General features: G+C 63.9%; 26 protein-coding genes. 8 read left to right on the top strand and 18 right to left on the bottom strand.

Annotated elements, in window-relative coordinates; all coding sequences use genetic code 11:
• Window positions 1-4 precede the first annotated feature (4 nt).
• Entirely contained in the window at window positions 5-778 is a 774-nt protein-coding gene (locus IVA92_RS03785) for a L,D-transpeptidase (protein ID WP_247277810.1), read from the bottom strand.
• A gap of 209 nt (window positions 779-987) precedes the next feature.
• Here IVA92_RS03785 and IVA92_RS03790 point away from each other — a divergent pair, with 209 nt between their 5' ends.
• From IVA92_RS03790 to IVA92_RS03810, 5 genes are all read left to right on the top strand, one after another.
• Window positions 988-2100: an AI-2E family transporter gene (locus tag IVA92_RS03790; protein ID WP_247277811.1), complete on the top strand. Its 1113-nt coding sequence runs from the start codon at window positions 988-990 to the stop codon at window positions 2098-2100.
• Window positions 2101-2179: 79 nt separating this feature from the next.
• Window positions 2180-2551 carry a DUF883 family protein gene (locus IVA92_RS03795; RefSeq protein WP_247277812.1) on the top strand — a complete coding sequence of 124 codons (372 nt, stop codon included), beginning with the start codon at window positions 2180-2182 and terminating at the stop codon, window positions 2549-2551.
• A 92-nt stretch (window positions 2552-2643) separates the two neighbouring features.
• Window positions 2644-3099: a hypothetical protein gene (locus IVA92_RS03800; RefSeq protein WP_247277813.1), complete on the top strand. Its 456-nt coding sequence runs from the start codon at window positions 2644-2646 to the stop codon at window positions 3097-3099.
• A 187-nt stretch (window positions 3100-3286) separates the two neighbouring features.
• Window positions 3287-4429 (top strand): OpgC domain-containing protein, encoded by a 1143-nt coding sequence (locus IVA92_RS03805; protein ID WP_247277814.1) that lies wholly within the window; start codon window positions 3287-3289, stop codon window positions 4427-4429.
• Between the two features lie 90 nt (window positions 4430-4519).
• Window positions 4520-5131 carry a TetR/AcrR family transcriptional regulator gene (locus IVA92_RS03810; protein ID WP_247277815.1) on the top strand — a complete coding sequence of 204 codons (612 nt, stop codon included), beginning with the start codon at window positions 4520-4522 and terminating at the stop codon, window positions 5129-5131.
• A 9-nt stretch (window positions 5132-5140) separates the two neighbouring features.
• Here the strand turns inward: IVA92_RS03810 and IVA92_RS03815 are convergent, their stop codons facing one another.
• The 16 genes from IVA92_RS03815 to urtA all read right to left on the bottom strand — a co-directional run bounded on the left by IVA92_RS03815 (window position 5141) and on the right by urtA (window position 19491).
• Window positions 5141-6790: an HWE histidine kinase domain-containing protein gene (locus IVA92_RS03815; protein WP_247277816.1), complete on the bottom strand. Its 1650-nt coding sequence runs from the start codon at window positions 6788-6790 to the stop codon at window positions 5141-5143.
• 295 nt (window positions 6791-7085) lie between these two features.
• Window positions 7086-7709, bottom strand: coding sequence for an urease accessory protein UreG (gene ureG, locus IVA92_RS03820; protein ID WP_247277817.1), 624 nt, complete (start codon window positions 7707-7709; stop codon window positions 7086-7088).
• A 45-nt stretch (window positions 7710-7754) separates the two neighbouring features.
• Window positions 7755-8483, bottom strand: coding sequence for an urease accessory protein UreF (locus IVA92_RS03825; RefSeq protein ID WP_247277936.1), 729 nt, complete (start codon window positions 8481-8483; stop codon window positions 7755-7757).
• Window positions 8464-9060 carry an urease accessory protein UreE gene (locus tag IVA92_RS03830; protein ID WP_247277818.1) on the bottom strand — a complete coding sequence of 199 codons (597 nt, stop codon included), beginning with the start codon at window positions 9058-9060 and terminating at the stop codon, window positions 8464-8466. The genes IVA92_RS03825 and IVA92_RS03830 overlap by 20 nt, the downstream gene beginning before the upstream one ends.
• 13 nt (window positions 9061-9073) lie before the next feature.
• Entirely contained in the window at window positions 9074-9373 is a 300-nt protein-coding gene (locus tag IVA92_RS03835; protein ID WP_007599815.1) for a putative quinol monooxygenase, read from the bottom strand.
• Window positions 9374-9485: 112 nt separating this feature from the next.
• On the bottom strand, window positions 9486-11201 hold the full coding sequence (ureC, locus tag IVA92_RS03840; RefSeq protein WP_247277819.1) for an urease subunit alpha: 1716 nt from the start codon (window positions 11199-11201) through the stop codon (window positions 9486-9488).
• A gap of 34 nt (window positions 11202-11235) precedes the next feature.
• Window positions 11236-11775: an HD domain-containing protein gene (locus tag IVA92_RS03845; protein ID WP_247277820.1), complete on the bottom strand. Its 540-nt coding sequence runs from the start codon at window positions 11773-11775 to the stop codon at window positions 11236-11238.
• Between the two features lie 3 nt (window positions 11776-11778).
• Complete coding sequence (locus tag IVA92_RS03850; protein WP_247277821.1) at window positions 11779-12219, bottom strand: endonuclease domain-containing protein; 441 nt, start codon at window positions 12217-12219, stop codon at window positions 11779-11781.
• A 117-nt stretch (window positions 12220-12336) separates the two neighbouring features.
• Complete coding sequence (locus tag IVA92_RS03855) at window positions 12337-12642, bottom strand: urease subunit beta (protein WP_247277822.1); 306 nt, start codon at window positions 12640-12642, stop codon at window positions 12337-12339.
• A gap of 8 nt (window positions 12643-12650) precedes the next feature.
• Window positions 12651-12953, bottom strand: a complete 303-nt coding sequence (locus IVA92_RS03860; protein WP_027553946.1) for an urease subunit gamma — start codon at window positions 12951-12953, stop codon at window positions 12651-12653.
• Window positions 12954-12977: 24 nt separating this feature from the next.
• Window positions 12978-13808, bottom strand: coding sequence for an urease accessory protein UreD (locus IVA92_RS03865; RefSeq protein WP_247277823.1), 831 nt, complete (start codon window positions 13806-13808; stop codon window positions 12978-12980).
• A 31-nt stretch (window positions 13809-13839) separates the two neighbouring features.
• The gene (gene urtE, locus IVA92_RS03870) at window positions 13840-14535 is read right to left on the bottom strand and encodes an urea ABC transporter ATP-binding subunit UrtE (protein ID WP_247277824.1); all 696 of its coding nucleotides are present in this window, start codon (window positions 14533-14535) and stop codon (window positions 13840-13842) included.
• 3 nt (window positions 14536-14538) lie between these two features.
• Complete coding sequence (gene urtD, locus IVA92_RS03875; RefSeq protein ID WP_247277825.1) at window positions 14539-15300, bottom strand: urea ABC transporter ATP-binding protein UrtD; 762 nt, start codon at window positions 15298-15300, stop codon at window positions 14539-14541.
• 4 nt (window positions 15301-15304) lie between these two features.
• Window positions 15305-16474, bottom strand: coding sequence for an urea ABC transporter permease subunit UrtC (gene urtC, locus IVA92_RS03880; protein WP_247277826.1), 1170 nt, complete (start codon window positions 16472-16474; stop codon window positions 15305-15307).
• The gene (gene urtB, locus IVA92_RS03885; protein WP_247277827.1) at window positions 16471-18078 is read right to left on the bottom strand and encodes an urea ABC transporter permease subunit UrtB; all 1608 of its coding nucleotides are present in this window, start codon (window positions 18076-18078) and stop codon (window positions 16471-16473) included. Before urtB ends, urtC begins: the two co-directional genes overlap by 4 nt.
• Before the next feature lie 84 nt (window positions 18079-18162).
• Window positions 18163-19491, bottom strand: a complete 1329-nt coding sequence (gene urtA, locus IVA92_RS03890) for an urea ABC transporter substrate-binding protein (protein WP_247277828.1) — start codon at window positions 19489-19491, stop codon at window positions 18163-18165.
• Window positions 19492-19970: 479 nt separating this feature from the next.
• Here urtA and IVA92_RS03895 point away from each other — a divergent pair, with 479 nt between their 5' ends.
• The 3 genes from IVA92_RS03895 (at window position 19971) to IVA92_RS03905 (ending at window position 22332) form a co-directional block, all read left to right on the top strand.
• On the top strand, window positions 19971-21542 hold the full coding sequence (locus IVA92_RS03895; RefSeq protein ID WP_247277829.1) for a DEAD/DEAH box helicase: 1572 nt from the start codon (window positions 19971-19973) through the stop codon (window positions 21540-21542).
• Window positions 21543-21565: 23 nt separating this feature from the next.
• A complete protein-coding gene (gene infA, locus IVA92_RS03900) occupies window positions 21566-21856 on the top strand; it encodes a translation initiation factor IF-1 (protein WP_011084263.1) in 291 nt (96 codons plus the stop codon).
• A gap of 263 nt (window positions 21857-22119) precedes the next feature.
• Window positions 22120-22332, top strand: a complete 213-nt coding sequence (locus IVA92_RS03905; protein WP_247277830.1) for a cold-shock protein — start codon at window positions 22120-22122, stop codon at window positions 22330-22332.
• Window positions 22333-22445: 113 nt separating this feature from the next.
• Here the strand turns inward: IVA92_RS03905 and IVA92_RS03910 are convergent, their stop codons facing one another.
• On the bottom strand, window positions 22446-23024 hold the full coding sequence (locus IVA92_RS03910; RefSeq protein WP_247277831.1) for a TadE/TadG family type IV pilus assembly protein: 579 nt from the start codon (window positions 23022-23024) through the stop codon (window positions 22446-22448).
• Window positions 23025-23034: the final 10 nt, after the last annotated feature.

Raw genomic sequence — 23034 nt, forward strand, 5'->3', positions numbered from 1 at the left:
AATCCTAATTCAGGGCCGACGTCGTGATGTTCAGCGCCTGTCGCCCCGAAGGCAACGCGGTCACCGCAGGACGCTTGCGCACGGAATCGCCGCCGCCTTTCGCCATCAGAGGCGCGTTCTTCGGCAGCACCACGACCTTGGCGCCGACACTGACGCGGTTAAAGAGATCGATGACGTCCTCGTTGGTCATGCGGATGCAGCCGGACGAGACGAACTTGCCGATGGTGCTGGGATCGTTGGTGCCGTGGATGCGGTATTCGCTCGAGCCGAGATACATCGCGCGGGCTCCGAGCGGGTTACCCGGACCGCCCGCGACGAAACGCGGGAGATAGGGCTGGCGCGCGATCATTTCGGCCGGCGGATGCCAGTCCGGCCACTCCGCCTTACGGCTGACGCTCTGCACGCCCGACCAGGTAAAGCCTTCGCGGCCGACGCCAACGCCATAACGAATGGCGCGGCCATTGCCGAGCACGTAGTAGAGATAGGTGTTGTTGGTATCGATGACGATGGTGCCGGCCGGCTCGCTCCTGTCGAAGCTGACGATCTGCCTGCGCAGCCGGTCGGGCAGCTGGGCATCTTCGTCGGCGGCTTGCGGCGCCTCGCTTCCATAGCCCTGTGAATAGCTCTGATCCTGCGGATACGACTGCGGCCGGATCGGCGCAAAGCCGAGGGTTTGCGCACTCGCGCTGCCAAAGGGCACGGTGAACAGAACGGTCGCGAAGGCAAACGCAGTGACGGCACGCGGCGAGAAGCGGCGGACGAGAGAGAAGCTTGTCATGTGCTGCCCCATTGGATGTGTGCATCCGGGTGATGCGCCAGCCAAGCAACGCCATCGGACCGATCTAAGTTCCGGCGCGGAGCGCGGCCGCGACGTCACAGTCAAGCGAGCGTTTCTTCACGAAGGCGCGATGGAACTGCTACCGCGATCGCGCGTTCTCATCCCGTAAATGGGCGCGCGGATCGCGGTTTCCGTGCGGGAGAGATATTGTGCGCGTCCTTCCCAGCGAACGTCTGCTTCCCGGCAAAAGCGAAGGTGAACCGCTTCCCGACAGCCATAGCGAGCTGCCGCCGGTCATCCGCCGCACCGAGTTCGTCGCTTTCGCGCTCGCAGGCCTGCTGCTGATTGCGGTCGTCACCGTACTCTATGTCGGAAGAGCGTTCTTCCTGCCCGTGGTAATGGCCTTCGTGATCGGCACCATGCTGTCGCCGGCGGCGAGCTTCCTGGAGCGATGCAAGGTGCCACGCGCGCTCGCCGCCGTCCTGATCGTGGTCGCTGGGACCGCGGTGGTTGCCTTCGCCCTGGCGCTGATCGCCTCACCGATTATGGAGTGGAGCACGCGCCTGCCGGAGCTCGGCGCGCAATTGAGGGACAAGCTGCACGTGTTCGACCGGCCGCTGGCGCTGTGGCGCGAGCTGCAAGGCATGGTCGGCGGCTCGGAGGCGTTCCCGAGCTTCCAGATGCCGAAGGTCGAGTGGGTGCAACCGACGCTGGAATTCCTGTCACCGACCTTTACTGAATTTCTGCTGTTCTTCGTCACCCTCATTCTGTTCATCGCAAGCTGGCGCGACCTGCGCCGGGCCATGATCATGACCTTCAGCGATCACGACGCGCGGCTGCGCACGCTGCGTATTCTCAACGAGATCGAGGTCCATCTCGGCAACTACCTGCTGACCGTCACTCTTATCAATGTCGGCGTCGGCGTCGCCACCGGCCTGATCTGCGCGCTCACCGGCATGCCCAATCCAGCCGGGCTCGGCGCGCTGGCGGCAACGCTCAATTTCATCCCGATCATCGGGCCAGTCGCGATGTTCGCCGTGCTGGTCGTCGTTGGGCTGGTCGCCTTCCCGACGATCAGCGGTGCCCTCATGGCGGCGCTCGCCTTCGGCGGCCTCACCTTCCTGGAAGGGCACTTCATCACGCCGACCATCATCGGCCGGCGGCTGGCCCTGAACGCGCTTGCGGTCCTGCTCGCGCTCGCGTTCTGGACCTGGATGTGGGGCCCGATGGGCGCGTTCCTGTCGTCGCCGCTCCTGATTGTCGGCCTGATCCTCAAGGAGCATCTGTTGCCGGCGGATTCGCCGCAGCTGCCGCAGGCCTGAGGCGGTTTCCGCAAACGGAACTTCCCCGACGACGAAACGTTCTCCGGCTATCTCAGCCGTCAACAGTTTGGAGCTCCCGATGTCCACGACCAATGCCGAAGCCGGGATGAAAGACTGGACCGACAACGCCACCAGAGAACGCCTCGAGAAGGATGTAGCAGCCGTGAAAAGCGATATCGCCGCCCTCACTGAACAAATCACCGACGCGCTCAATACCTTCGCCAATTCCAGCAGCAAGCAGGCTCGCCGCGGCTATCGCCAGGCGCGCGAGAACGTGGATTCCGCGATGGACGACATGTCCGAGCGCGGCAGCGCGATGATGGAGGCTGCGCAAGACGCCTACGGCTCGATCGAGGAGACGCTGGAAGAGGCCATCACGCAGCGGCCGCTCGCGACCGTCGGGCTCGCCCTCGGCATCGGCTTCCTGATCGGCGTCGCCTGGCGCCGGTAGGTTTGCGGAATGGATCTTGAGACGGCGACGCTGCCGCGCCGCCGATGCCGGCGTGTGGCGGCTCGGCTTGTGGGGATTTGAGGAGCAAGGCCATGTTTCAGCGCATCATCGACGGGATCAGTGCATCCACCGGGACCACTGTGCGACTGACCTCCCTTGCCGCAGGCGCGGCATTCGCGCTCTTCATCACCACGTGCTTCCTCTGCGCCGCGGCCTTCATCTTGGTGCTGGAGAAATATGGTCCGGTGCAAGCCTGCCTCGCGGGTGCCGGCGTTTTCTTTCTGCTTACCTTGGCCGCAGCAGTGAGCTATTGGGCCTATAAGCGGCAGTTGCGCAAGCAAGCCCAGATCGCGGCCGAGCGTGCCGCGAAGTCGGCGGCGCAGAGCATGCTCGCGGACCCCATGCTGCTCGCCACGGGACTCCAGATCGTCCGCGCCATCGGAATCAAGCGGCTGTTGCCGATCTTGGCGATCGGTGGCGTCGCACTCGGAATCATGGCGAGCCGCGCTGGCGTTCCCGACGAGGCATCGGCCGAACCCGCCGAGTGACGACGAGCGTGGGTTAGAAAATTTCGCCGCAACTGCTGCCAGCTGATCTGGCGGAGTTCGGCAGGAAGGCGCAGCGCAATTTTGCGCCATCCGGCACGGATGTCCCCCGCCATCACGCAAACGCTACTCGAATGGGCAGGCGGTTGCCGCTAAAAGCGGCGCCCCTGATTCCAAAAGTCTTTTCGCAATGAAACCGTCCGTCAAGGCGAACCTCGCCGCATTCCAACCCGACGCCAGGCTGTATTTGACACTCGGCATCGCCAATTGGTCGGTTTTCGTCGACCACATCCCGAACAACGTCGTCAACCTGCTGACGCTGCGAAATTTCGGCTTCAGCGGCGCCGCGGATTTGTTCGTGTTCGTGGTGGGCTATGGCGTCGCCATCATCCACGGCCGGATGGCGCTGGAGCGCGGCTACGTCGTCGCGGCGACGCGCATCTTTCGACGTGTCTGGCGGCTCTACGCCGCCTACGTCGTCCTGTTCGTCATCTATATCGACACCATCGCCTATGTCGCCTCGCAATCGATGGCACCGGAATTCATCCACGAATACAACATCTCGGGGATTCTCGAGCACCCGCTGCGCATCCTGATCCGCGGCCTCGTGCTCCAGGAGGAGCCGCTGAACCTCGACCTCCTGCAATTGATGATCCCGCTGATGGCCTTCTTTCCGCTTGTGCTGTGGGGCCTGTTGCGGCGGCCGAATGTGACGCTCGCGGCATCGGTTGCGCTGTACCTTGCCGCACGCTGGTTCGATTGGAATTTCCGGGTGTACCCGGATCAGGAGTGGACCTTCAATCCGCTCTGCTGGCAGATGCTGATGGTGCTGGGCGGCTGGTTCGCCGTGACAGGCGCACCCGGACGGACGTTGCGCAGCATGCCCTGGTTGCGGATCCTCGCCGGGACCTATCTCGTTTTGGCGATGGCCGTCACCTTGATGCGCCACTCACCGGCGCTCTCCGCTTATCTGCCGAACTTGCTCCTCGACGGCATCGCACCGACGGAAAAGGAAAACCTTGCGCCTTATCGCGTGCTTCACTTCCTCGCGTTCGCCTTCGTCGCGACCCATCTCATTCCGGCCGGTCATCCCGGCCTGCAATTGAAGCCGCTTCAGGCGGTCATCAGATGCGGCGAGGAATGGCTCGCCGTGTTCTGCGTCGGCGTCTTCCTGTCCTTTGCCGGTCATCTGATCCTGATCACGGGGCCCAATCTGGTGGGGATGCAGGTCGTGGTGAGCCTCGCCGGCTTCGCCGCGATGACCGCGGTCGCCTATTACATCGCCTGGTCGAAGTGGCAGGACCTGCCCGCCGCCCTGCGGCAGCAGGCCTAGTGGGGAGCCCATTTCGATTCTCCTAGGTTCGCCGCCGAGGCTGCGCTATGCGAATCGAGCGCAGGTTGCGCGAGGAGACCGGGCCAGATCATGGCGAGAAACGAGGGTGAAGGATCTGACGGCGCGCCGCCCCGGCGCGGCCGGCCGCGGTCGATCGAGACCGCCAACGCCATTCTCGAAAGCGCGTATGCGCTGATGGCTGCGACCGGCCTTGCCGCCACCACCATCGACGCAGTCGCGCGCAACTCCGACGTGTCCAAGATGACGATCTACAAATGGTGGCCATCCCGGGAGGCGCTTTTGATCGACGCCTTTCTCCACCACGCCGCACAGATGCTGCCGCTGCCCCCGGAAAGCTCCGGCACGCCTGCGGCGCGTGCACGCCGCCACGCCGCGGCCTATGCCGAGGCACTCCAGGGCGAGTTCGGCAAGGTGCAGCTTGCCGTGATCTCCGAATGCATTTCGAAGACCGGCTCCGCCGAGCTGTTCTACGCCCGCTATCTGCAATTCCGCCGCGACGCGCTGCTGGAGATGATCGCAGCAGGCCAGAAGGACGGCAGCATCCTGGCCCAGGGGCTGCCTGAGGATCTCTACGACGCGATCTACGGCGGCCTGTTCTACCGCTACGTCTTTGGCATCGCGCCGGTCACGCCGGCCTACGCGCGCAATCTGGTCGACCTGGTGTTGCGGCCGAAGGACTGAAGTGCCGCTCTACCGCACCGGCTGCGAAAACTTCTCGGTACGATCGCGCTCGGACATGTCGACCACCGTCTCCATCGGCGCCGTCAGCTCGTAGACGTAGGAGACGTCGGTGAAGTAGCGCTTGGCGGTGCCGCCGAGCGCCTCGGGCGCCACGCGGTCGAGCAGGATCAGGCCGAAATCGGAATCGGGACGGCGCGTCGCCTCGCTGGTGTTGAACTCCTCCCAGCGGAAATTGAAAATCTCGTCGGGCTCCTCGCCGGTCACCGTCCAATTGGCGGTGATGTGCGGATGCTTTCCGACCAGCGACAGGCCTTCGTCGGAATGCGAGGCGAGCTCGAAGAACAGCAGAGACAGGCTCTGCGCCGCGCGCGCGCTGACAGCGATATCGGGACCGGTGACGGCGATGCGTTCGGCATGCGGGATGGCGCGCGCTTCGAACAGGCCCTTCAGCTTGACACCCTGCCATTGGCTCTCGCTGAGCAGCGAGACCACGTTCGACATGGCGTGGATGCGGCCGATCAGGAGCTCGCGCGCGACGTCGATGTCCGAGCCGTGGCGCAGCGTGCGCGTCACGATCGACTGGATCACCGCCAGGATGTTCTTGACCCGGTGATTGAGCTCGTCGATGACAGCGGTCAGCCGGCGCTCGAAGCCAATCCGCACCTGGATTTCCCGGCTGAGCCGCAGGTTGTTGTAGGCGACATAGCCGAACAGGCCACATACCATCGCGGTGATCGCAAAGCCGATCGCCGCCACGATGATGGCAGTCTGCTCGGCGCGACGCGCCGAATTGGTCTTCGCGTAGTAGGCGAGCTGCCAGTCACGGCCACCGAAGCTCACCGTGCGCATGGCCGACGGGGCCAGCCCGTCCGCCGCCGTCGCGCGCGTGGAGACCACGCCCTGGTCGTTGGCGACGAGCTCGCCGCCGTCCTTGCGCGGATCCCTGAGCGCGACCGAGAACAACGACATGTCGTCATTGGTCAGCATCAGCGAGGCAAGCTCGTAGGAAAAGGTGACGAACCCGGCCGGCTCCGTTGCCCCCTCGGGAATGACGGGCGCGGCCACGATGACGCCGATCGGCCCGTCGCCGCTGAGCAGCGGAATCGGATCCGAGGCAACCGACCGCTTCTCGGCGCGCGCACGCGTCAGCATGGCGCTGGAAACCGGATCCTGATCGTAGCTGCGGCCGGGCAGCGTCTTGGTCTCGTTGCTGCGCGGCTCGAGATCCATCAGCACGTCGATCGGCTGAGTAACGTCGGCGGGATTGATCGGCTTGTCGTCAAACGTGCGGATCCGCGGATTGGGGAAGCCGGCGCCGGCAATGGCAGCCTGCGCTGCCGCAAGCTCGTTCGGCTTCAGCCGGGCGATCCAGCCGGCCACCACGAAATCGGTCTTGAAGGCGTAGATGGCCGAGCGCAGCGGCTCCAGCATGTTCGGCTTGATCACGGATGGCGCACGGAACAAGCCGGAAGCGACACGCGCGAGCAACTCCCGCTCGGTGAGGCGGTCCTGGACCAGGCTTGCGTGAACGTCGATCGCACGCGCGAGCGCGATCCGGTCCAGCGCCAGCTCCTGATCGTGAACGCGATAGGCCGCAAGCCCGGAGAGCAGGGCTCCGAGCAAAGCGATGAAGCCGATGATGAAACCCAGCCGGACCACTTCGACTACTCAGGCGAAAGCAAGAGGTCGGCAATAATTGTGGACCATATGAACGCCGCTCGAACGGCCATCTGCCGAAACAGGGTGAACCCCAGTGGCGGAGATAATGGAGGAGGAGGCATCAGTACGCAACGTAGGTCGGCTGACAAGCTTAATCCGCCCGGCCGATGGTCAGGCCGGAATGGCTGCCCCGAGGCGGAGGTAGTTAATCTCCGTGTCTAAAATTTGTTCCGCCGCTCTGGGCCTGCTTCACCCGTCAACGGCGAAAATCACCTGCGCCAAGTCGTCGCGTCGGTCAGCCTGCCCGCCTCAGGCCACCTTTGGCCTCGATGAACTCGACAATGCGGTCGAGCCCCTGGCTCTTCTTCAGGTTGGTCATGACGAAGGGACGCTGGCCGCGCATGCGCTTGGCGTCCGTCTCCATCTTTTCCAGGGAGGCCCCGACATGGGGCGCCAGGTCGATCTTGTTGATGACAAGAAGGTCTGACCGGGTGATGCCCGGGCCGCCCTTGGACGGAATCTTGTCGCCGGCGGCAACGTCGATGACGTAGATGGTGAGGTCGGCCAGCTCTGGGGAAAAAGTGGCAGCGAGATTGTCGCCGCCGGACTCGATCAGCACGAGATCGAGGCCCGGAAATTTCGCGCGCATGTCCGCCACCGCCGCGAGATTCATCGAGGCGTCCTCGCGAATCGCGGTGTGCGGGCAGCCGCCGGTCTCGACCCCGGCGATCCGATCCGGTGTCAGCGAACCCGAACGCACGAGGTATTCGGCATCCCATTTGGTGTAGATGTCGTTGGTGATCGCGGCGATGTCATAGCGCTCGCGCATGGTCTTGCAGAGCAGGTCCATCAGCGCGGTCTTGCCCGATCCGACCGGGCCGCCGACGCCGACACGTAAGGGGCCGTGAGACGTAGCCATTGATTCCTTCCTATCGTCGTCCTGGCGGAGTGTGACGCAACGTGCTCACGATCTGAACAGCCGCGTATATTGTGTCTCGTGCCGGAGGCTGGCGAGATCGGCGCGGAAAGTCGCGCTGCCGAGATCGTCCAATGTCGCCTTCAGCGCACGATTGGCGGTCGCGGCGACGGCGGCTTCCAGCGTCACCAGCACACGCTGGCTGTCGGTCTGGCCCAGCGGAATGAGACGGCTGGCCGCGGAAATCCAGTTTGAGACCAGCGCATGCAGGAAAGCGTGCAGCGTCGGCGCCAGCGGGACACCATGCATCGCGGCGACCACGCCGACGGCGACCGGATAGACCAATGGCGCGCGGCATGCCGCGACCATCACATCCAGCCCATCGGCATCCCACGCCGCGCGCGCGATGTCGATGAAGGCGCGGCCTTGGGAGGTCGTTTCCAGCTGTCGTTCGCGCGACGGCACGAAGGCGGCCGCGAGCTCGGCGGTATCGTTCAAAGTGGTGCTCTCGTCGGCTTCCGCGGCGCGATAGGCATGGACCAGGAACGTCGCATCGCAAAGGCCGGAGCCGTCGCCGAGCATAGTGTCGAGCCAGTCGGCCAGCGTCGCGGTATCGGTGATGTCGCCGGCCTCGACGGCCCATTCGATGCCGCTGGAGTAGGAGAAACCACCGACAGGAAACGCCGGCGACAACCAGGTCATCAACCGGTACAGCGCCGCCGCCTCGCGCTCGGCGAGGTCAGCGGCGCCGACCGGCTCATTTGTGGTCATGAGCATGCTTGTGGCCGTGGTGATGGTCGCGGTGGTCGCAATGCTCGTCGTGGTGATGGTGATGATCGTGACCATGATCATCATGGTCACGTTCGTGATGATGGTGGCCGTGATCGTGATGCGCATGGGCGTCGTGACCATGCGCGTGACCGGCGTCGGCATAGGCGCCGCCTTCGGGATCGAACGGCGCCTCGATCTCGATCACGCGGGCGCCGAGACCCTTCACCATGGCTTCGATGACGTGGTCGCGGCGGATACGCAAGGCCTTGGCCATGATCTGCGTCGGCAGGTGGCGGTTGCCGAGGTGCCAGCCGACGCGGATGAGATGGTGCGGATCGTGGCCGCGGATCTCCAGCAGCGGTTCGGGCGCCGCCACCACCTCCACCAGCCGGCCGTCCTCCAGCACCAGCGCATCGCCGCCGCGCAGCGCGACGGCATGCTCCAGGTCGAGCAGGAATTCGAGCCCCCGCGTCCCCGTCATGGCCATGCGGCGACGGTGCCGATCGTCGAAATCAAGCACCACCGTATCCACGGGTGCTTCCGTGAAGCGGTGCTGCCCCCTGACCTGCGTCGCCCGGATCATGCGTTTACCCCGTTTACCGTGTCTCGACCTTCTCGGGCGTGATCACCTCGATCTTCGGCGGCGCCGTGAAGCACTTCACCGCGACGCGGCCGAACGTCTTCATATGCTCCATGGCACGATGCGGCACCAGCGCCTCGGCGTTCTCCCACTGCTCGACGAACACCATTTTGGCAGGGTCGGTGACGCTCTCGTGCAAATCATAAGCGATATTGCCGGGCTCCTTCCGCGTCTCCTTGATGCAGGCGGTGGCGGCTGCAATGAATTCGGCGCGCGTTTCGGGCTTGATGGTCAAGGTGGCAACGACATAGATCACGAGAAATCCTCCCGGCTTTTCTTCTGGGTTCAAGATACCGGCGGGACATTAGACCAGGCAGGGTCGAACTCAAGACCGGAAAACAACCCCGAGGCATGCAGCACAGGCTATTTCAGTACATGAAATATCGCTGCGCCATCGGCAGCACCTCGGCGGGGGCGCAGGTGAGCAGCTCGCCGTCGGCGCGCACCTCATAGGTCTCCGGATCGACCTCGATCTTGGGCATGGCGTCGTTGTGGATCATGCTCTTCTTGGAGATCTTGCCGCGGGTATTCTCGACGGCATAGAGCGTCTTGTCGATGCCGAGTTTTCGCGCAAGACCTCCGGTGACGGCGGCCTTCGAGGTAAAGACAACGGAGGACGCCGTGCGCGCCTTGCCGAAGGCACCGAACATCGGTTGGTAGTGCACCGGTTGCGGCGTCGGGATCGAGGCGTTGGGATCGCCCATGGGCGCTGCGACGATGCTGCCGCCCTTGACGATGCAGTCCGGCTTGACGCCGAAGAAGGCCGGCGACCACAGCACGAGATCGGCGAGCTTGCCCTTCTCGACCGAGCCGATCAGTTTCGACACGCCGTGCGCGATCGCGGGATTAATGGTGTATTTGGCGATGTAGCGCTTGACGCGGAAATTGTCGTTGCCCTTGCCCTTGTCCTGCGGCAGCGATCCGCGCTGCTTCTTCATCTTGTCGGCGGTCTGCCAGGTCCGGATGATGACCTCGCCGAGGCGGCCCATCGCCTGCGAGTCCGAGGACATCATCGAGAGCGCGCCGAGATCATGCAGGATGTCCTCGGCGGCGATGGTCTCCTTGCGGATGCGGCTCTCGGCGAAAGCCAGATCTTCCGCGATCGAGGGGTCGAGGTGGTGGCACACCATCAGCATATCGAGATGCTCGTCGATGGTGTTGCGCGTGAAGGGCCGCGTCGGATTGGTCGAGGACGGCAGCACGTTTTTCAGGCCCGCGACCTTGATGATGTCGGGGGCGTGACCACCGCCCGCCCCTTCGGTGTGGAAGGCATGGATGGTGCGGCCCTTGAACGCCTTGATCGTATCCTCGACGAAACCGGATTCGTTGAGCGTGTCGGTGTGGATCATGACCTGGATGTCGTGATCGTCGGCGACCGACAGGCAGTTGTCGATCGCTGCTGGCGTCGTGCCCCAATCCTCGTGCAGCTTCAGCGCACAGGCGCCGGCTCTGATCATCTCGACCAGCGCGGCGGGCCGCGAGGCGTTCCCTTTGCCGGAAATGCCGAGATTAACCGGAAAGGCGTCGAACGACTGGATCATCCGGGCGATATGCCAGGGCCCCGGCGTGCAGGTCGTGGCGAAGGTGCCGTGCGAGGGGCCGGTGCCGCCGCCCAGCATCGAGGTGACGCCGCTCATCAGCGCGTGCTCGATCTGTTGCGGGCAGATGAAATGGATGTGGCTGTCGAAACCGCCGGCCGTGAGAATCTTGCCTTCGCCCGCGATCACATCGGTGCCGGGACCGATGATGATGGTCACGCCCGGCTGGATGTCTGGGTTGCCGGCCTTGCCGATCGCGGAAATCATGCCATCCTTGATGGCGACGTCGGCTTTCACGATGCCCCAATGGTCGACGATCAGCGCATTGGTGATGACCGTGTCGGCGGCGCCCTGCTTGTTGGTGACCTGCGACTGGCCCATGCCGTCGCGGATCACCTTGCCGCCGCCGAACTTCACCTCTTCGCCGTAGGTTGTGAAATCCTTCTCGACTTCGATGATGAGGTCGGTATCAGCTAGACGCACCTTGTCGCCGGTGGTCGGGCCGAACATGTCGGAATAGACGGACCGCTTTATTTTGACGGACATCACAAGCCCCGTATGCGTTTGAATAACTGGTCGGTCACAGCACGGCCCTCGCTGCTTTCACGGCATCGTCGAACTTCTCGTCGAGCCACGCGTTGCCGCCGCGGCAGCCCGCAACGACTTGCGTGGCCCACTCAACGTAATCGACGAGTTCGTCGTGCTCCTCGGCACTCAAATCGGTTTGAATGCGCGCCGCTGTATTGCTGATCTTGTCGGCAATCTTGATCAGCTTCGCGCCGGCGGATTTTTTTGGCGCGTCCATCGCCTGCCGACGCCGTCGCTCGGCTTTCGGCAGACTCATGTCGTCGGTGCATTCCGCGACGAGGGCGGCGACACGCTCGGAGAATCTCTGCGCCAGCTCCTCGCGCGTGGTGTCGGTGTCCTCGATGGAATCATGCAACCATCCGGCCGCCACCAGCTCGGCATCGGCACCACCGGTCGCGGTCGCAAGCAGGTTCGCGACCTCTGCGAGATGATTGATATAGGGCTCGTTGCCGCGCCCCTTGCGCGCCATGCCGTTATGACGGCGCGCAGCGAGTTCGGCAGCTTCAGAGACGAGGCGGATGGGTGAGAGCATGGCTTAGGCCTCCTTCGCGCCATCAGATACACCGATCTCTCCGTTCCCTCCCCTCTTGCGGGGGAGGGCCAGGGAGAGGGGTGCTCCGGGCTCCGCTACCTGAAGGATGGCGAGAACCACTCCCTCCAGGTTCTTCATTACGTCGTTATTGGTGAAGCGCAACACGCGATATCCGCGCGACGCGAACCACTCGTCGCGCACCTCATCGTGACGTATGCGCGCCGCGAATTCGTGGCTTTCACCGTCGACCTCGACGACGAGCTTGCAGGAATGCGCAACGAAATCGGCTATGTAATCGCCCATTGGAGCTCGACGGCGAAACCCGAGGCGAGCCAAGCGGTGAGCTTTAAGATGGCGCCAGAGAAGCGTCTCCGCGGGCGTCATCGCCCGCCGCAATTGCTTGGCACGGGTTCTTTGCGACCGGGAGACTTCGTCGTGTGGCATACCCCCCTCCCCGCCCCTCCCCCGCAAGGGGGGAGGGAGCGCGACAGTTGCGCTCACCTCACCGTGGATCACTGCACTCGCCTCAATCGCGTCGCGCTGCGCTCGCCGTTATTGCACTCACAGCCTCCCCATCACCTCGCCACGAAAACCGTAGATCGTCTTCTTGCCGGCCATGGCGACGAGCTGGACATCGCGGGTCTGGCCCGGCTCGAAGCGGACGGCGGTGCCGGCCGCGATGTCGAGGCGCATGCCGCGGGCGCGTCTGCGGTCGAACTTCAACGCCGGGTTGGTTTCAAAAAAATGGTAGTGCGAGCCGACCTGGATCGGACGGTCGCCGGTGTTGGCGACTGTCAGCGTCACGGTCTTGCGGCCAGCATTAAGCTCGATCTCGCCGTCCTGGATGAAGAGTTCGCCGGGAATCATGTCTGCTCCTACCTGATCGGCTCGTGGACGGTGACGAGCTTGGTGCCGTCCGGAAAGGTCGCCTCGACCTGGATATCGTGGATCATCTCCGGAATTCCCGGCATCACCTGATCGCGGGTCAACACCTGCGCGCCGGATTGCATCAGTTCGGCGACGGTGCGGCCGTCACGGGCGCCTTCGAGGATAAAATCGGAGATGATCGCGACCGCCTCGGGATGGTTGAGCTTGACGCCGCGGTCCAGCCGGCGGCGCGCCACGATGGCGGCCATGGAGATCAGAAGCTTGTCCTTTTCGCGGGGAGACAGGTTCATGCGAAATCTCTTCCGTTCAACACGTCAATTCAACCACAGCCGCGGCAGCACGGCGCCGGTGCGCGCCAGCACCGCCATCATGTCAGCGCGCAAACGCGCCGCATCTTGGGCACAGAACCGCGCCATTGCAAAGCCATTCCAGGCGGATATCCCGACCTCGCCCGCGAACGAGTCCGATGCTTCGCGCAGGCGCTCAACCAGGGCCTCGTCTCCAGGCAGGATCAGGGCCGTGCCGATCGCGGCGCCATCTTTGGCAACGGCAGATCGGCCGAGTTTTGCGCCGATATTGCCGTCGAGCCTGATGGTTTCGGCGAACACCAGCTTGCCGCCGCGAGAGAGCCGCCAGCGATCGACAAACTCGCCCTGCTCCATCCGCTCGCCCATGGCGGTGCGACCGAACACCACGATCTCGCAGAGCAGAAGCGAAGCCGTCTCATCAAGCGCGATGTCGAAGCGGCGATAGACACGGGCGCGATCGAACAGGATGGTCTCCTGAGGCAGCCAGGACAGATGCGCGCCTGCGCCGACCTTCAGCGCGATATTGAGCTCGGCCGCCTGTCCCGGCGCACGATAGACCTTTTCTGCGGCCGCAGTAGTCAGCGTCAGCCGCGCAGCATCAGCGGCCGTGATCTCAATGTCGAAGCGGTCGCCGCCAGCGACCCCGCCGGCCGTGTTGACGAACACGCCAGACAGCCCCTCGCCTTCTGGCGACGGAAAGCGCACGCGCAGCGAGCCGCTTTCATGCAACGTGCCACGCCGCGTCACGCCGTCGCGCGCCTGAACATCGAAGCTCACCGCGCCGCGGGCACGGTTCGCCTCGAAAACGGTTGATGTGACTGAAAAGTCGCTGCGCATCCGCCTCCCCAGCCGGTCGCGGCAGAATGGCCTACAGCGCCATCTGGCGGCTGATTTCGCTCGCGTCGAGATTGGAGCGGTCGCAGGTGAACTTCACCGCGCCGCGATCCATCACCGCGAAACTGTCGCCGAGTTCGCAAGCAAAGTCGAGATATTGTTCGACCAGCACGATCGCAATGTTGCCGAGGTTGCGCAGGTAGGAGATGGCGCGGCCTATGTCCTTGATGATCGACGGCTGGATGCCTTCGGTCGGCTCGTCGAGCAGCAGCAGCTTTGGCCGCATCACCAGCGCGCGCCCGATCGCGAGCTGCTGCTGCTGACCGCCGGAGAGGTCGCCACCGCGCCGGCCGAGCATGGATTGCAGCACCGGGAAGAGCGAGAACACGTCATCCGGAATGTGCTTGTCCTCGCGCTTGAGCGGGCCGAAGCCGGTCTTGAGGTTCTCCTCGACCGTGAGCAACGGAAATATCTCGCGGCCCTGCGGCACGAAGCCGATGCCCCTGCGCGCGCGCTCGTAGGGCTTCAGGCCCGTGATGTCTGTGCCGTCGAGCACGATCGCGCCCGAGGAGATCGGATATTGCCCGACCATGGCGCGCAAGAGCGAGGTCTTGCCGACGCCGTTGCGGCCGAGCACGCAAGTCACCTTGCCCGGCTCCGCCGAGATCGAGACGCCGCGCAGCGCCTGCGCCGCGCCGTAGAACAGGTTGATGTCCTTGACCTCAAGCATCGCTCAGCGTCCCAGATAGACTTCGATGACCCGCTCGTTGGACGAGACCTGGTCGATGGTGCCTTCCGCCAGCACGGTGCCTTCATGCAAGCAGGTGACCTTGACCCCGAGCTCGCGTACGAAAGTCATGTCGTGCTCGACCACCATCACGGTGTGGGTCTTGTTGATCTCTTTCAGCAGCTCGGCGGTGAGATGCGTCTCGACGTCGGTCATCCCGGCGACCGGCTCGTCGACGAGGAGCAGCTTTGGGTCCTGCGCGAGCAGCATGCCGATCTCGAGCCACTGCTTCTGGCCATGGCTGAGGCTGCCGGCGAGACGGTTGCGGGCGTCGGTGAGCCGGATCGTCTCCAGCACCTTGTCGATGCGCTCGGACTCCGCTTTGCTGCCGCGCCAGAACAGCGTGCCCCGGACCGAGTGATCGACATTGAGCGCGAGCAGGAGATTGTCCTGCACGCTCTGGCTCTCGAACACGGTCGGCTTCTGGAATTTGCGGCCGATGCCGAGCTCGGCGATCCGGGTCTCATCGAGCCGCGTCAGATCGGTGACCCCATCGAACAGCACAGTGCCCTCGTCCGGCTTGGTCTTGCCCGTGATGATGTCCATCATCGTGGTCTTGCCGGCGCCGTTCGGGCCGATGATGGCGCGCATCTCGCCGGGCTCGAGTGTCAGCGACAGGTTGTTGATGGCGCGGAAGCCGTCGAACGAGACGTGCACGCCGTCGAGATAGAGCATCGCGGAGGTGGCGCGGGTATCCATGACGTTCATCGCGCTACTCCGCCATCTTGGGTTCGGTGACGCCATCTTCGGCCGCAGCGCTCGCAATGGCCGCGGCGGTGCGCTTTTCCTTCGATGAGTCCCACCAGGCGTTGAAGGTGCCGACGATGCCCTTCGGCAGCAGCAGCGTCACCAGGATGAACAACGCACCCAGCATGAACAGCCAGTACGGCGCGAGCACGCCGGAGGTGAAGAAGGTCTTGGCGTAATTGACGACGACGGCGCCGAGCGCCGCGCCGACCAGTGTGCCGCGGCCGCCGACCGCAACCCAGATCACCGCCTCGATCGAATTGCCCGGCGCAAATTCGGATGGATTGATGATGCCGACCTGCGGCACGTAGAGCGCGCCGGCGACGCCGGCCATGCAGGCCGACACCGTGAACACGAACAGTTTGTAGGATTCGACGCGGTAGCCGAGGAAGCGCGTCCGCGATTCCGCGTCACGCACCGCAATCAGCACCTTGCCTAGCTTGGAGGAGACGATGGCGCGACAGATCAGGAAGCCGACGATCAGCGCCAGGCAGCTCAGCGCGAACAATGCGGCGCGCGTACCCTCCGCCTGCACGTTGAAGCCGAGGATGTCCTTGAAATCGGTCAGGCCGTTGTTGCCGCCGAAGCCGAAATCATTGCGGAAGAAGGCGAGCAGCAGCGCATAGGTCATCGCCTGCGTGATGATCGACAGATATACGCCTGTGACGCGGGAGCGGAAGGCGAGCCAGCCGAAGCAAAAGGCGAGAAGGCCCGGCACGACCAGCACCATCAGCGCCGCAAACCAGAACATGTCGAAGCCGTACCAGTACCAGGGCAGCTTCTGCCAGTTCAGGAACACCATGAAGTCGGGCAGGACCGGATTGCCGTAGACGCCGCGGGTGCCGATCTGTCGCATCAGATACATGCCCATGGCGTAGCCGCCGAGTGCGAAGAAGGCGCCGTGGCCGAGCGAGAGGATGCCGCAATAGCCCCAGATCAAGTCGATCGCGAGCGCGAGGATGGCGTAGCAGACATATTTGCCCCAGAGCGCGACGAGATAGGTCGGCACCTGAAGGAACGAGCCCGCAGGCAGCAGCAGGTTGGAGAGCGGGATGAGGATGCCGCAGGCCGCGACGACGGCGAGGAAAATCGTCGCGCTGCGGTCCAGCGATCGCGTCAGCATGTGAGGGGTCATGCTTCCACCGCACGGCCCTTGAGCGCGAACAAGCCGCGCGGCCGTTTTTGGATGAACAGGATGATCAGAACCAGGATGGCGATTTTGCCGAGCACGGCGCCTGCGACCGGCTCCAGGAACTTGTTGGCGATGCCGAGCGTGAAGGCGCCGACCAGGGTGCCCCAGAGATTGCCCACGCCGCCGAACACCACGACCATGAAACTATCGATGATGTAGCTCTGGCCGAGATTGGGGCTGACATTGTCGATCTGCGACAATGCCACGCCTGCAATGCCGGCGATGCCCGAGCCGAGCCCGAAGGTGAGCGCATCGACGCGCGAGGTGGCGATGCCCATCGAGGCCGCCATGCGGCGGTTCTGCGTCACCGCGCGCATCTCGAGGCCGAGCGCGGTGTAGCGCAGCATCGCGAGCAGGATCGCGAACACGGCCAGCGTGAAGCAGAGGATCCAGAGCCGGTTATACGTGATAGTGATCTGGCCGAGTTCGAACGCGCCGCTCATCCAGGAGGGATTGCCGACCTCGCGGTTGGTCGGGCCGAACATGGTGCGCACCGCCTGCTGCAACACCAGCGACAGGCCCCAGGTCGCCAGCAGCGTCTCCAGCGGACGGCCGTAGAGAAAGCGGATGATGCTGCGCTCGATGAGGACGCCGATGGCGCCGGCGACGAGAAAGGCGAGCGGCACGGCAATCAGCAGCGAATAGTCGAACAGGGCGGGATAGCGGGTACGGATCACCTCCTGCACCACGAAGGTGGTGTAGGCCCCGATCATCACCATCTCGCCATGCGCCATGTTGATGACGCCCATCACGCCGAAGGTGATGGCGAGCCCGATCGCAGCGAGCAGCAGCACCGAGCCGAGTGAGAGGCCGTACCAGGCGTTCTGCACCATCGACCAGACCGCAAGCGAGCTTTGGATCGAGCCGATCGCGCTCGCGGCAGCCTTGGTCACCGAGGCCGGCTGGTCGCCCATGCCGGTGAGCAGCGCCAGCGCCTCCTGATCGCCGCGCGCCTTGAGCGTGGCGACGGCCTCCAGCTTCTCGACCTCGGTGGCGTCCGACTTGAACAGCAGGATGGCCGCCCGGGCTTCGCCTAGCGCAGCCTTGACGGATCGGTTGGTTTCCTTGGCGAGGGCGCCATCGACGGCTTCGAGTGCGGTCTCCTCATGCGACTTGAACACGGATTGCGCGGCCTGGAGGCGCGTTCCGACATCCGGCGACTGCAGCGTGAGGCCGCCGACCGCGGCATCGACGCTGCGGCGCAGACGGTTGTTGAGGCGAACCGCGCTCGCGCTGTCGGGAATGCTGGTCACCGGCTGGCCGGTCGCGGCATCGATCGACTTGCCGTCGGCGCCGGTAACATAGACCTTCTTGCTATCTGGATCGGCCATGAGGCGGCCGTCTTGAAGCGCGCTGATGATCGGCAATGCCAGCGGGTTGCCGCTGCTTGCGACCGCGCCGATCGCCTCTTCCGTATCGGAAAAATCGTCGTTGGCGAATTTTGCGACCGCATCCTCGAACGGACCGGCGAAGGCCGGCAGCGCGAACGCGATCAGGAACAACGAGAGCAGGAGCGAACGGAGACGGGCGGACAAATGGGCTGGCACTGTGAATGACCCCGGCGGAAATGGGTGGAGAAGGCGGCGGGATCGCCGCCCTCTCCAATCTTGCAATGGAGCGTCAGATCGGGATCAGGAGCCCGAACCGAGGCACTTGTTGGTCTTGGTATTGAAGTTGCCGCACTTCTTGCCGACCCAGTCGCCGATCAGGTCCTTGGAGCCGTCGAGCTCCTTCGACCAGGCATCGCCAGCAACGAGACCCGGGGTCTTCCAGACCACGTCGAACTGGCCGTTGCCCTTGATCTCGCCAATGAACACCGGCTTGGTGATGTGGTGGTTCGGCAGCATCTTCGACACGCCGCCGGTCAAGTTCGGCGCCTCGATGCCCGGAAGCGCATCGATCACCTTGTCCGGATCAGTCGACTTCACCTTCTCGACTGCCTTCACCCACATGTTGAAGCCGATCACGTGTGCTTCCATAGGGTCGTTGGTCACGCGCTTCGGGTTCTTGGTGTAGGCCTGCCAATCCTTGATGAACTTCTCGTTCGACCCGTCCTTGGTCTTGATCGACTGGAAGTAGTTCCAGGCGGCGAGATGCCCGACCAGCGGCTTGGTGTCGATGCCGGCAAGCTCTTCCTCACCCACCGAGAACGCGACCACGGGGATGTCCTTGGCCTTGATGCCCTGGTTGCCGAGTTCCTTGTAGAAGGGAACGTTGGCGTCGCCGTTGATGGTCGAGACCACCGCGGTCTTCTTGCCAGCCGAGCCGAACTTCTTGATGTCGGCAACGATCGTCTGCCAGTCGGAGTGACCGAACGGCGTGTAGTTGATCATGATGTCTTCCTGAGCCACACCCTTCGACTTCAGATAGGCTTCCAGGATCTTGTTGGTGGTGCGCGGATAGACGTAGTCGGTGCCCGCGAGCACCCAGCGCTTCACCTTCTCTTCCTTCATCAGATAGTCGACGGCGGGAATCGCCTGCTGGTTCGGCGCAGCGCCGGTGTAGAATACGTTGCGCTCGCTCTCCTCGCCCTCGTACTGCACGGGGTAGAACAGGATGTTGTTCAGCTCCTTGAAGACCGGCAGCACGGACTTGCGCGACACCGAGGTCCAGCAGCCGAACACGACCGCGACCTTGTCCTTCGTGATCAGCTCGCGCGCCTTCTCGGCGAACAGCGGCCAATTGGAAGCGGGGTCGACGACGACGGCCTCGAGCTTTTTGCCGAGCACGCCGCCCTTCTTGTTCTGCTCGTCGATCAGGAAGAGGATGGTGTCCTTCAGCGTGGTCTCGCTGATGGCCATGGTGCCGGAAAGGGAGTGAAGCACGCCGACCTTGATCGTGTCGTCCGCGGCCTTGGCGCCAGTCAATGAAGCCAGACCGAGCATCAGCCCGGCGGTCGCGGCGAGGACGCCGCGGCGGCTAAATGACGCCGCTATATCGTGAGTGGATTTGCTAAGCATGAGTGTATCATCTCCCTGACGCAGACGTGAAAAACGCTGCGAAACGGCCCCACGGCCGCCTGCGATTAACGGATTCGCAAGAACCATGCCATGGGCTAGACAGCCCTCAAGCCGTTGGTTTTGCTGTGAAAACGGCTTATTTTCTAAGTCTCGCCGCGATCTGCTCGCCTAAACCCTAGGCAATGGGAATGTATGCGAAAGCGGCAGATGGCCTGTTTTATATGCAAATCGTCCGTCTTGGCTAAATTTCCGGCACAACTATTTCTGCGCCGCAACCACCGTTTAGACGAACCCGCCTTGAAAGCGCCCCGACGATGTTCCATATGAACGGTCGAGACTGCTTGCGAATCAAGCCGTCGTTGCGAGCTGCGTGTTCTTAAGCCCCTACGGGCCTCTGGCTTGCCCCATATCTCCCAAGCCCATCCGACACCCCAAACACGCAGGTGTCTTCTCGACACCCTATGCGCGCGCCGCGCCGAATGCGCCGGGCGCCCGCCTTTGACATGGAAAGAACCCCTCTTTTGACTTCGTTTCAGGATTTCGGCCTCGCCGAACCCATCGCACGCGCTCTTCGTGAAGAGAACTACGTCACCCCCACCCCGATCCAGGCTCAGACCGTCCCGCTGGCGCTGACCGGCCGCGACGTCGTCGGCATTGCCCAGACCGGCACCGGCAAGACCGCGTCCTTCGCGCTGCCGATCCTGCATCGCCTGCTCGATAACCGCATCAAGCCGCAGCCCAAGACCGCCCGCGTCCTGGTGCTGTCGCCCACCCGCGAGCTGTCCGGCCAGATCCTCGACAGCTTCAATGCCTATGGCCGCCACATCCGCCTGTCCTCAACACTCGCCATCGGCGGCGTGCCGATGGGCCGCCAGGTCCGCTCGCTGATGCAGGGCGTCGAGGTTCTGGTCGCCACTCCCGGCCGCCTGCTCGATCTTGTCCAGAGCAACGGGCTGAAGCTTTCAAGTGTCGAATTCCTCGTGCTCGACGAGGCCGACCGCATGCTCGACATGGGCTTCATCAACGACATCCGCAAAATCGTTGCCAAGCTGCCGATCAAGCGGCAGACGCTGTTCTTCTCGGCCACCATGCCGAAGGACATCGCCGAGCTCGCCGACGCTATGCTGCGTGATCCCGCCCGCGTCGCGGTGACCCCGGTCTCCTCGACCGCCGAACGGATCAACCAGCGCATCCTCCAGGTCGACTTCTCGGCCAAGCCGGCCTTCCTCGCCAAGCTGCTGAAGGAAGAACCGGTCAACCGGGCGCTGGTCTTCACCCGCACCAAGCACGGCGCCGACAAGGTCGTAAAGACACTGGAGAAGGCGGGCATCCCCGCCAGCGCCATTCATGGGAACAAGTCACAGAACCATCGCGAACGAACGCTGGGCCAGTTCCGGTCGGGCGAGATCCGTACCCTGGTCGCCACCGACATCGCCGCCCGCGGCATCGACGTCGACGGCATCACCCACGTCATCAATTTCGATCTGCCCAACGTGCCCGAGACTTACGTCCACCGCATCGGCCGCACTGCGCGCGCCGGCGCCGACGGCACCGCGATCTCGCTGGTTGCCGGCGGTGACGAGCTCGGCTATCTCCGCGACATCGAGCGCCTGATCCGCGTTGCGTTGACGCGTGAGGACCACCGCACCGATGCCGGTCGCCGGGATGCCGGTCCTCCCCCGCCGCAGCAACGACAAGGTCGGCCAGGCCGCCCGGGCCAGCGTCCGCAGGGCGCACGGCACGGGCAGGGTGACGGGCGGCGTGCCGACGAAAGGCATGGCGACGGGCGCCACCACAGCGCCGGCAAGCAGGGCGACGGACGCCCCGGCGAGGGACGGCATATTGACGGGCGGCCCGGCACTGGCCCGAAAGCTTCGAAGGCATCTCGTCGCCGCCGTTCCGGTGCTAAGATGCATTCGTCGCTAACCGACCGTCCGGAACAGCGTTCCGCGCATAGCGCCGGGACGCCTGATGGGATACAAGGCGTTGCCTTTTTGCGCCGCGAGAGTCGGCCGAACGGTCAACCGAATCGCAAACCCTTTTCGCACTAGCCGTCCACGACCTGGAGAAATTCATGGCTAAGGAAGAGCTGATCCAGTTCGAAGGACTGGTCACCGAAATCCTCCCCGACGCACGCTACCGCGTGCAGCTCGACGCCGGACACGAGATCGTTGCTTACACCGCCGGCAAGATGAAGAAGAACCGGATCAAGACGCTCGCGGGCGACCGCGTGACGGTGGAGATGTCGCCCTATGACCTCGAGAAGGGCCGACTGATTTTCCGCCACAAGGACGAGCGTCCCGCCACGTCCGGCGGCCCGCCGCGGGGTGGAGCGCAGCGCGGCGGCCAGTTCCGCCGCCGTTAGTCTTCGGGCGCCTCAGCGCGGAAGTAAAATTCTGGTCTGTATGCTGATCCGCCGCGCACCTCGCGGCGGATAAAAAATCGTGCGCTCCGGATTGTTTTGAAGCCCTAATTCCGATAAAATGAATTAATCGATTTTCGGCCGGACGACATTAGCATCCACCGGTACAGCCGGTTCAGACACGCTGACGACCTTTCCAAAAATTCGATCTAACCTGCCTGCGCGAGCGGGCTCTTACATGGTGCTATCTAGAAGGGACTACCCCAGTGAGCATGGGAACCGTGAAGTGGTTTAACGCGACCAAGGGTTATGGCTTCATTCAGCCCGATGACGGTGGCAAGGACGTGTTCGTTCACATCAGCGCCGTCGAGCGCGCCGGCCTCGGCTCGCTGCACGAAGGCCAGAAGGTCTCCTACGAGATCGTGGCCGACCGCCGCTCCGGAAAGTCGGCAGCGGACAACCTCCGCGCCGCAGGCTGAGCCCGCCGGGCCCATAGCCCGGATATTGCCCCGGACCAGCTCAGGCGAGCCAAGGAATCAAAAAGGCCGTGCGCAACGCACGGCCTTTTTCATGTCGGAAGGAGGCGCTGCGATCAGTAGACCGTGCAGGCCGTAGCCGGGCTGTAATAGACGCAGGTGGACTGGCGCGGGCGGGTATAGGCAACATCGCTCAGCGTGACCGCGTTCTTGAGCACGTAACCGATCGTCGGCGTGTAGGTGTAGCTGACCTCACTGAAGATCAGGTAGGTGCCGCCGACCGCAAGCGTCGTGGGAATCGTGACCGGGGACTTCTCCGTGCGCGGCGCGGATCCCTTGCTCCACTGCACATGCGCCTGCAGGGTCGATGGGTCGACATAGAGTTCGCTGATCGTCGCCGACACCGTCGTGGTGGGATACGGCGTCATGACGCCGGTCGAGGCCGCGAAGAAATTGGTCATGTCGGTATCGCCGACCGAAATCGATTGCGAGGTGAGGTCGGACAGCGTCCGCGCCATCAGCGTCACCTTGCGATCGATCGCCACCGCCGACGAGAACTCGACCGTGCCGAAGAACATCACCAGCATCAGCGGCACGATCACCGCGAATTCGGTCGCCGCGAGCGCCCTGCTGTCCGCGACGAACTCGCCCACGGCGCAGCGGGCCGCCCACCAGATTCTCGACATCGTCTGCATCGTTCCGTCC

It is taken from the genome of Bradyrhizobium sp. 154 (genome assembly GCF_023073875.1).
Classification (GTDB): domain Bacteria; phylum Pseudomonadota; class Alphaproteobacteria; order Rhizobiales; family Xanthobacteraceae; genus Bradyrhizobium.

Coding starts and splice junctions, on each gene's coding strand:
- IVA92_RS03785 (WP_247277810.1), bottom strand. CDS start 778: ATGACAAGCTTCTCTCTCGTCCGCCGCTTCTCGCCGCGTGCCGTCACT.
- IVA92_RS03795 (WP_247277812.1), top strand. CDS start 2,180: ATGTCCACGACCAATGCCGAAGCCGGGATGAAAGACTGGACCGACAAC.
- IVA92_RS03800 (WP_247277813.1), top strand. CDS start 2,644: ATGTTTCAGCGCATCATCGACGGGATCAGTGCATCCACCGGGACCACT.
- IVA92_RS03805 (WP_247277814.1), top strand. CDS start 3,287: ATGAAACCGTCCGTCAAGGCGAACCTCGCCGCATTCCAACCCGACGCC.
- IVA92_RS03810 (WP_247277815.1), top strand. CDS start 4,520: ATGGCGAGAAACGAGGGTGAAGGATCTGACGGCGCGCCGCCCCGGCGC.
- ureG (WP_247277817.1), bottom strand. CDS start 7,709: ATGGCTACGTCTCACGGCCCCTTACGTGTCGGCGTCGGCGGCCCGGTC.
- IVA92_RS03825 (WP_247277936.1), bottom strand. CDS start 8,483: ATGCTCATGACCACAAATGAGCCGGTCGGCGCCGCTGACCTCGCCGAG.
- IVA92_RS03830 (WP_247277818.1), bottom strand. CDS start 9,060: ATGATCCGGGCGACGCAGGTCAGGGGGCAGCACCGCTTCACGGAAGCA.
- ureC (WP_247277819.1), bottom strand. CDS start 11,201: ATGTCCGTCAAAATAAAGCGGTCCGTCTATTCCGACATGTTCGGCCCG.
- IVA92_RS03845 (WP_247277820.1), bottom strand. CDS start 11,775: ATGCTCTCACCCATCCGCCTCGTCTCTGAAGCTGCCGAACTCGCTGCG.
- IVA92_RS03850 (WP_247277821.1), bottom strand. CDS start 12,219: ATGCCACACGACGAAGTCTCCCGGTCGCAAAGAACCCGTGCCAAGCAA.
- IVA92_RS03855 (WP_247277822.1), bottom strand. CDS start 12,642: ATGATTCCCGGCGAACTCTTCATCCAGGACGGCGAGATCGAGCTTAAT.
- IVA92_RS03860 (WP_027553946.1), bottom strand. CDS start 12,953: ATGAACCTGTCTCCCCGCGAAAAGGACAAGCTTCTGATCTCCATGGCC.
- IVA92_RS03865 (WP_247277823.1), bottom strand. CDS start 13,808: ATGCGCAGCGACTTTTCAGTCACATCAACCGTTTTCGAGGCGAACCGT.
- urtE (WP_247277824.1), bottom strand. CDS start 14,535: ATGCTTGAGGTCAAGGACATCAACCTGTTCTACGGCGCGGCGCAGGCG.
- urtD (WP_247277825.1), bottom strand. CDS start 15,300: ATGAACGTCATGGATACCCGCGCCACCTCCGCGATGCTCTATCTCGAC.
- urtC (WP_247277826.1), bottom strand. CDS start 16,474: ATGACCCCTCACATGCTGACGCGATCGCTGGACCGCAGCGCGACGATT.
- urtA (WP_247277828.1), bottom strand. CDS start 19,491: ATGCTTAGCAAATCCACTCACGATATAGCGGCGTCATTTAGCCGCCGC.
- IVA92_RS03895 (WP_247277829.1), top strand. CDS start 19,971: ATGCGCCGGGCGCCCGCCTTTGACATGGAAAGAACCCCTCTTTTGACT.
- infA (WP_011084263.1), top strand. CDS start 21,566: ATGGCTAAGGAAGAGCTGATCCAGTTCGAAGGACTGGTCACCGAAATC.
- IVA92_RS03910 (WP_247277831.1), bottom strand. CDS start 23,024: ATGCAGACGATGTCGAGAATCTGGTGGGCGGCCCGCTGCGCCGTGGGC.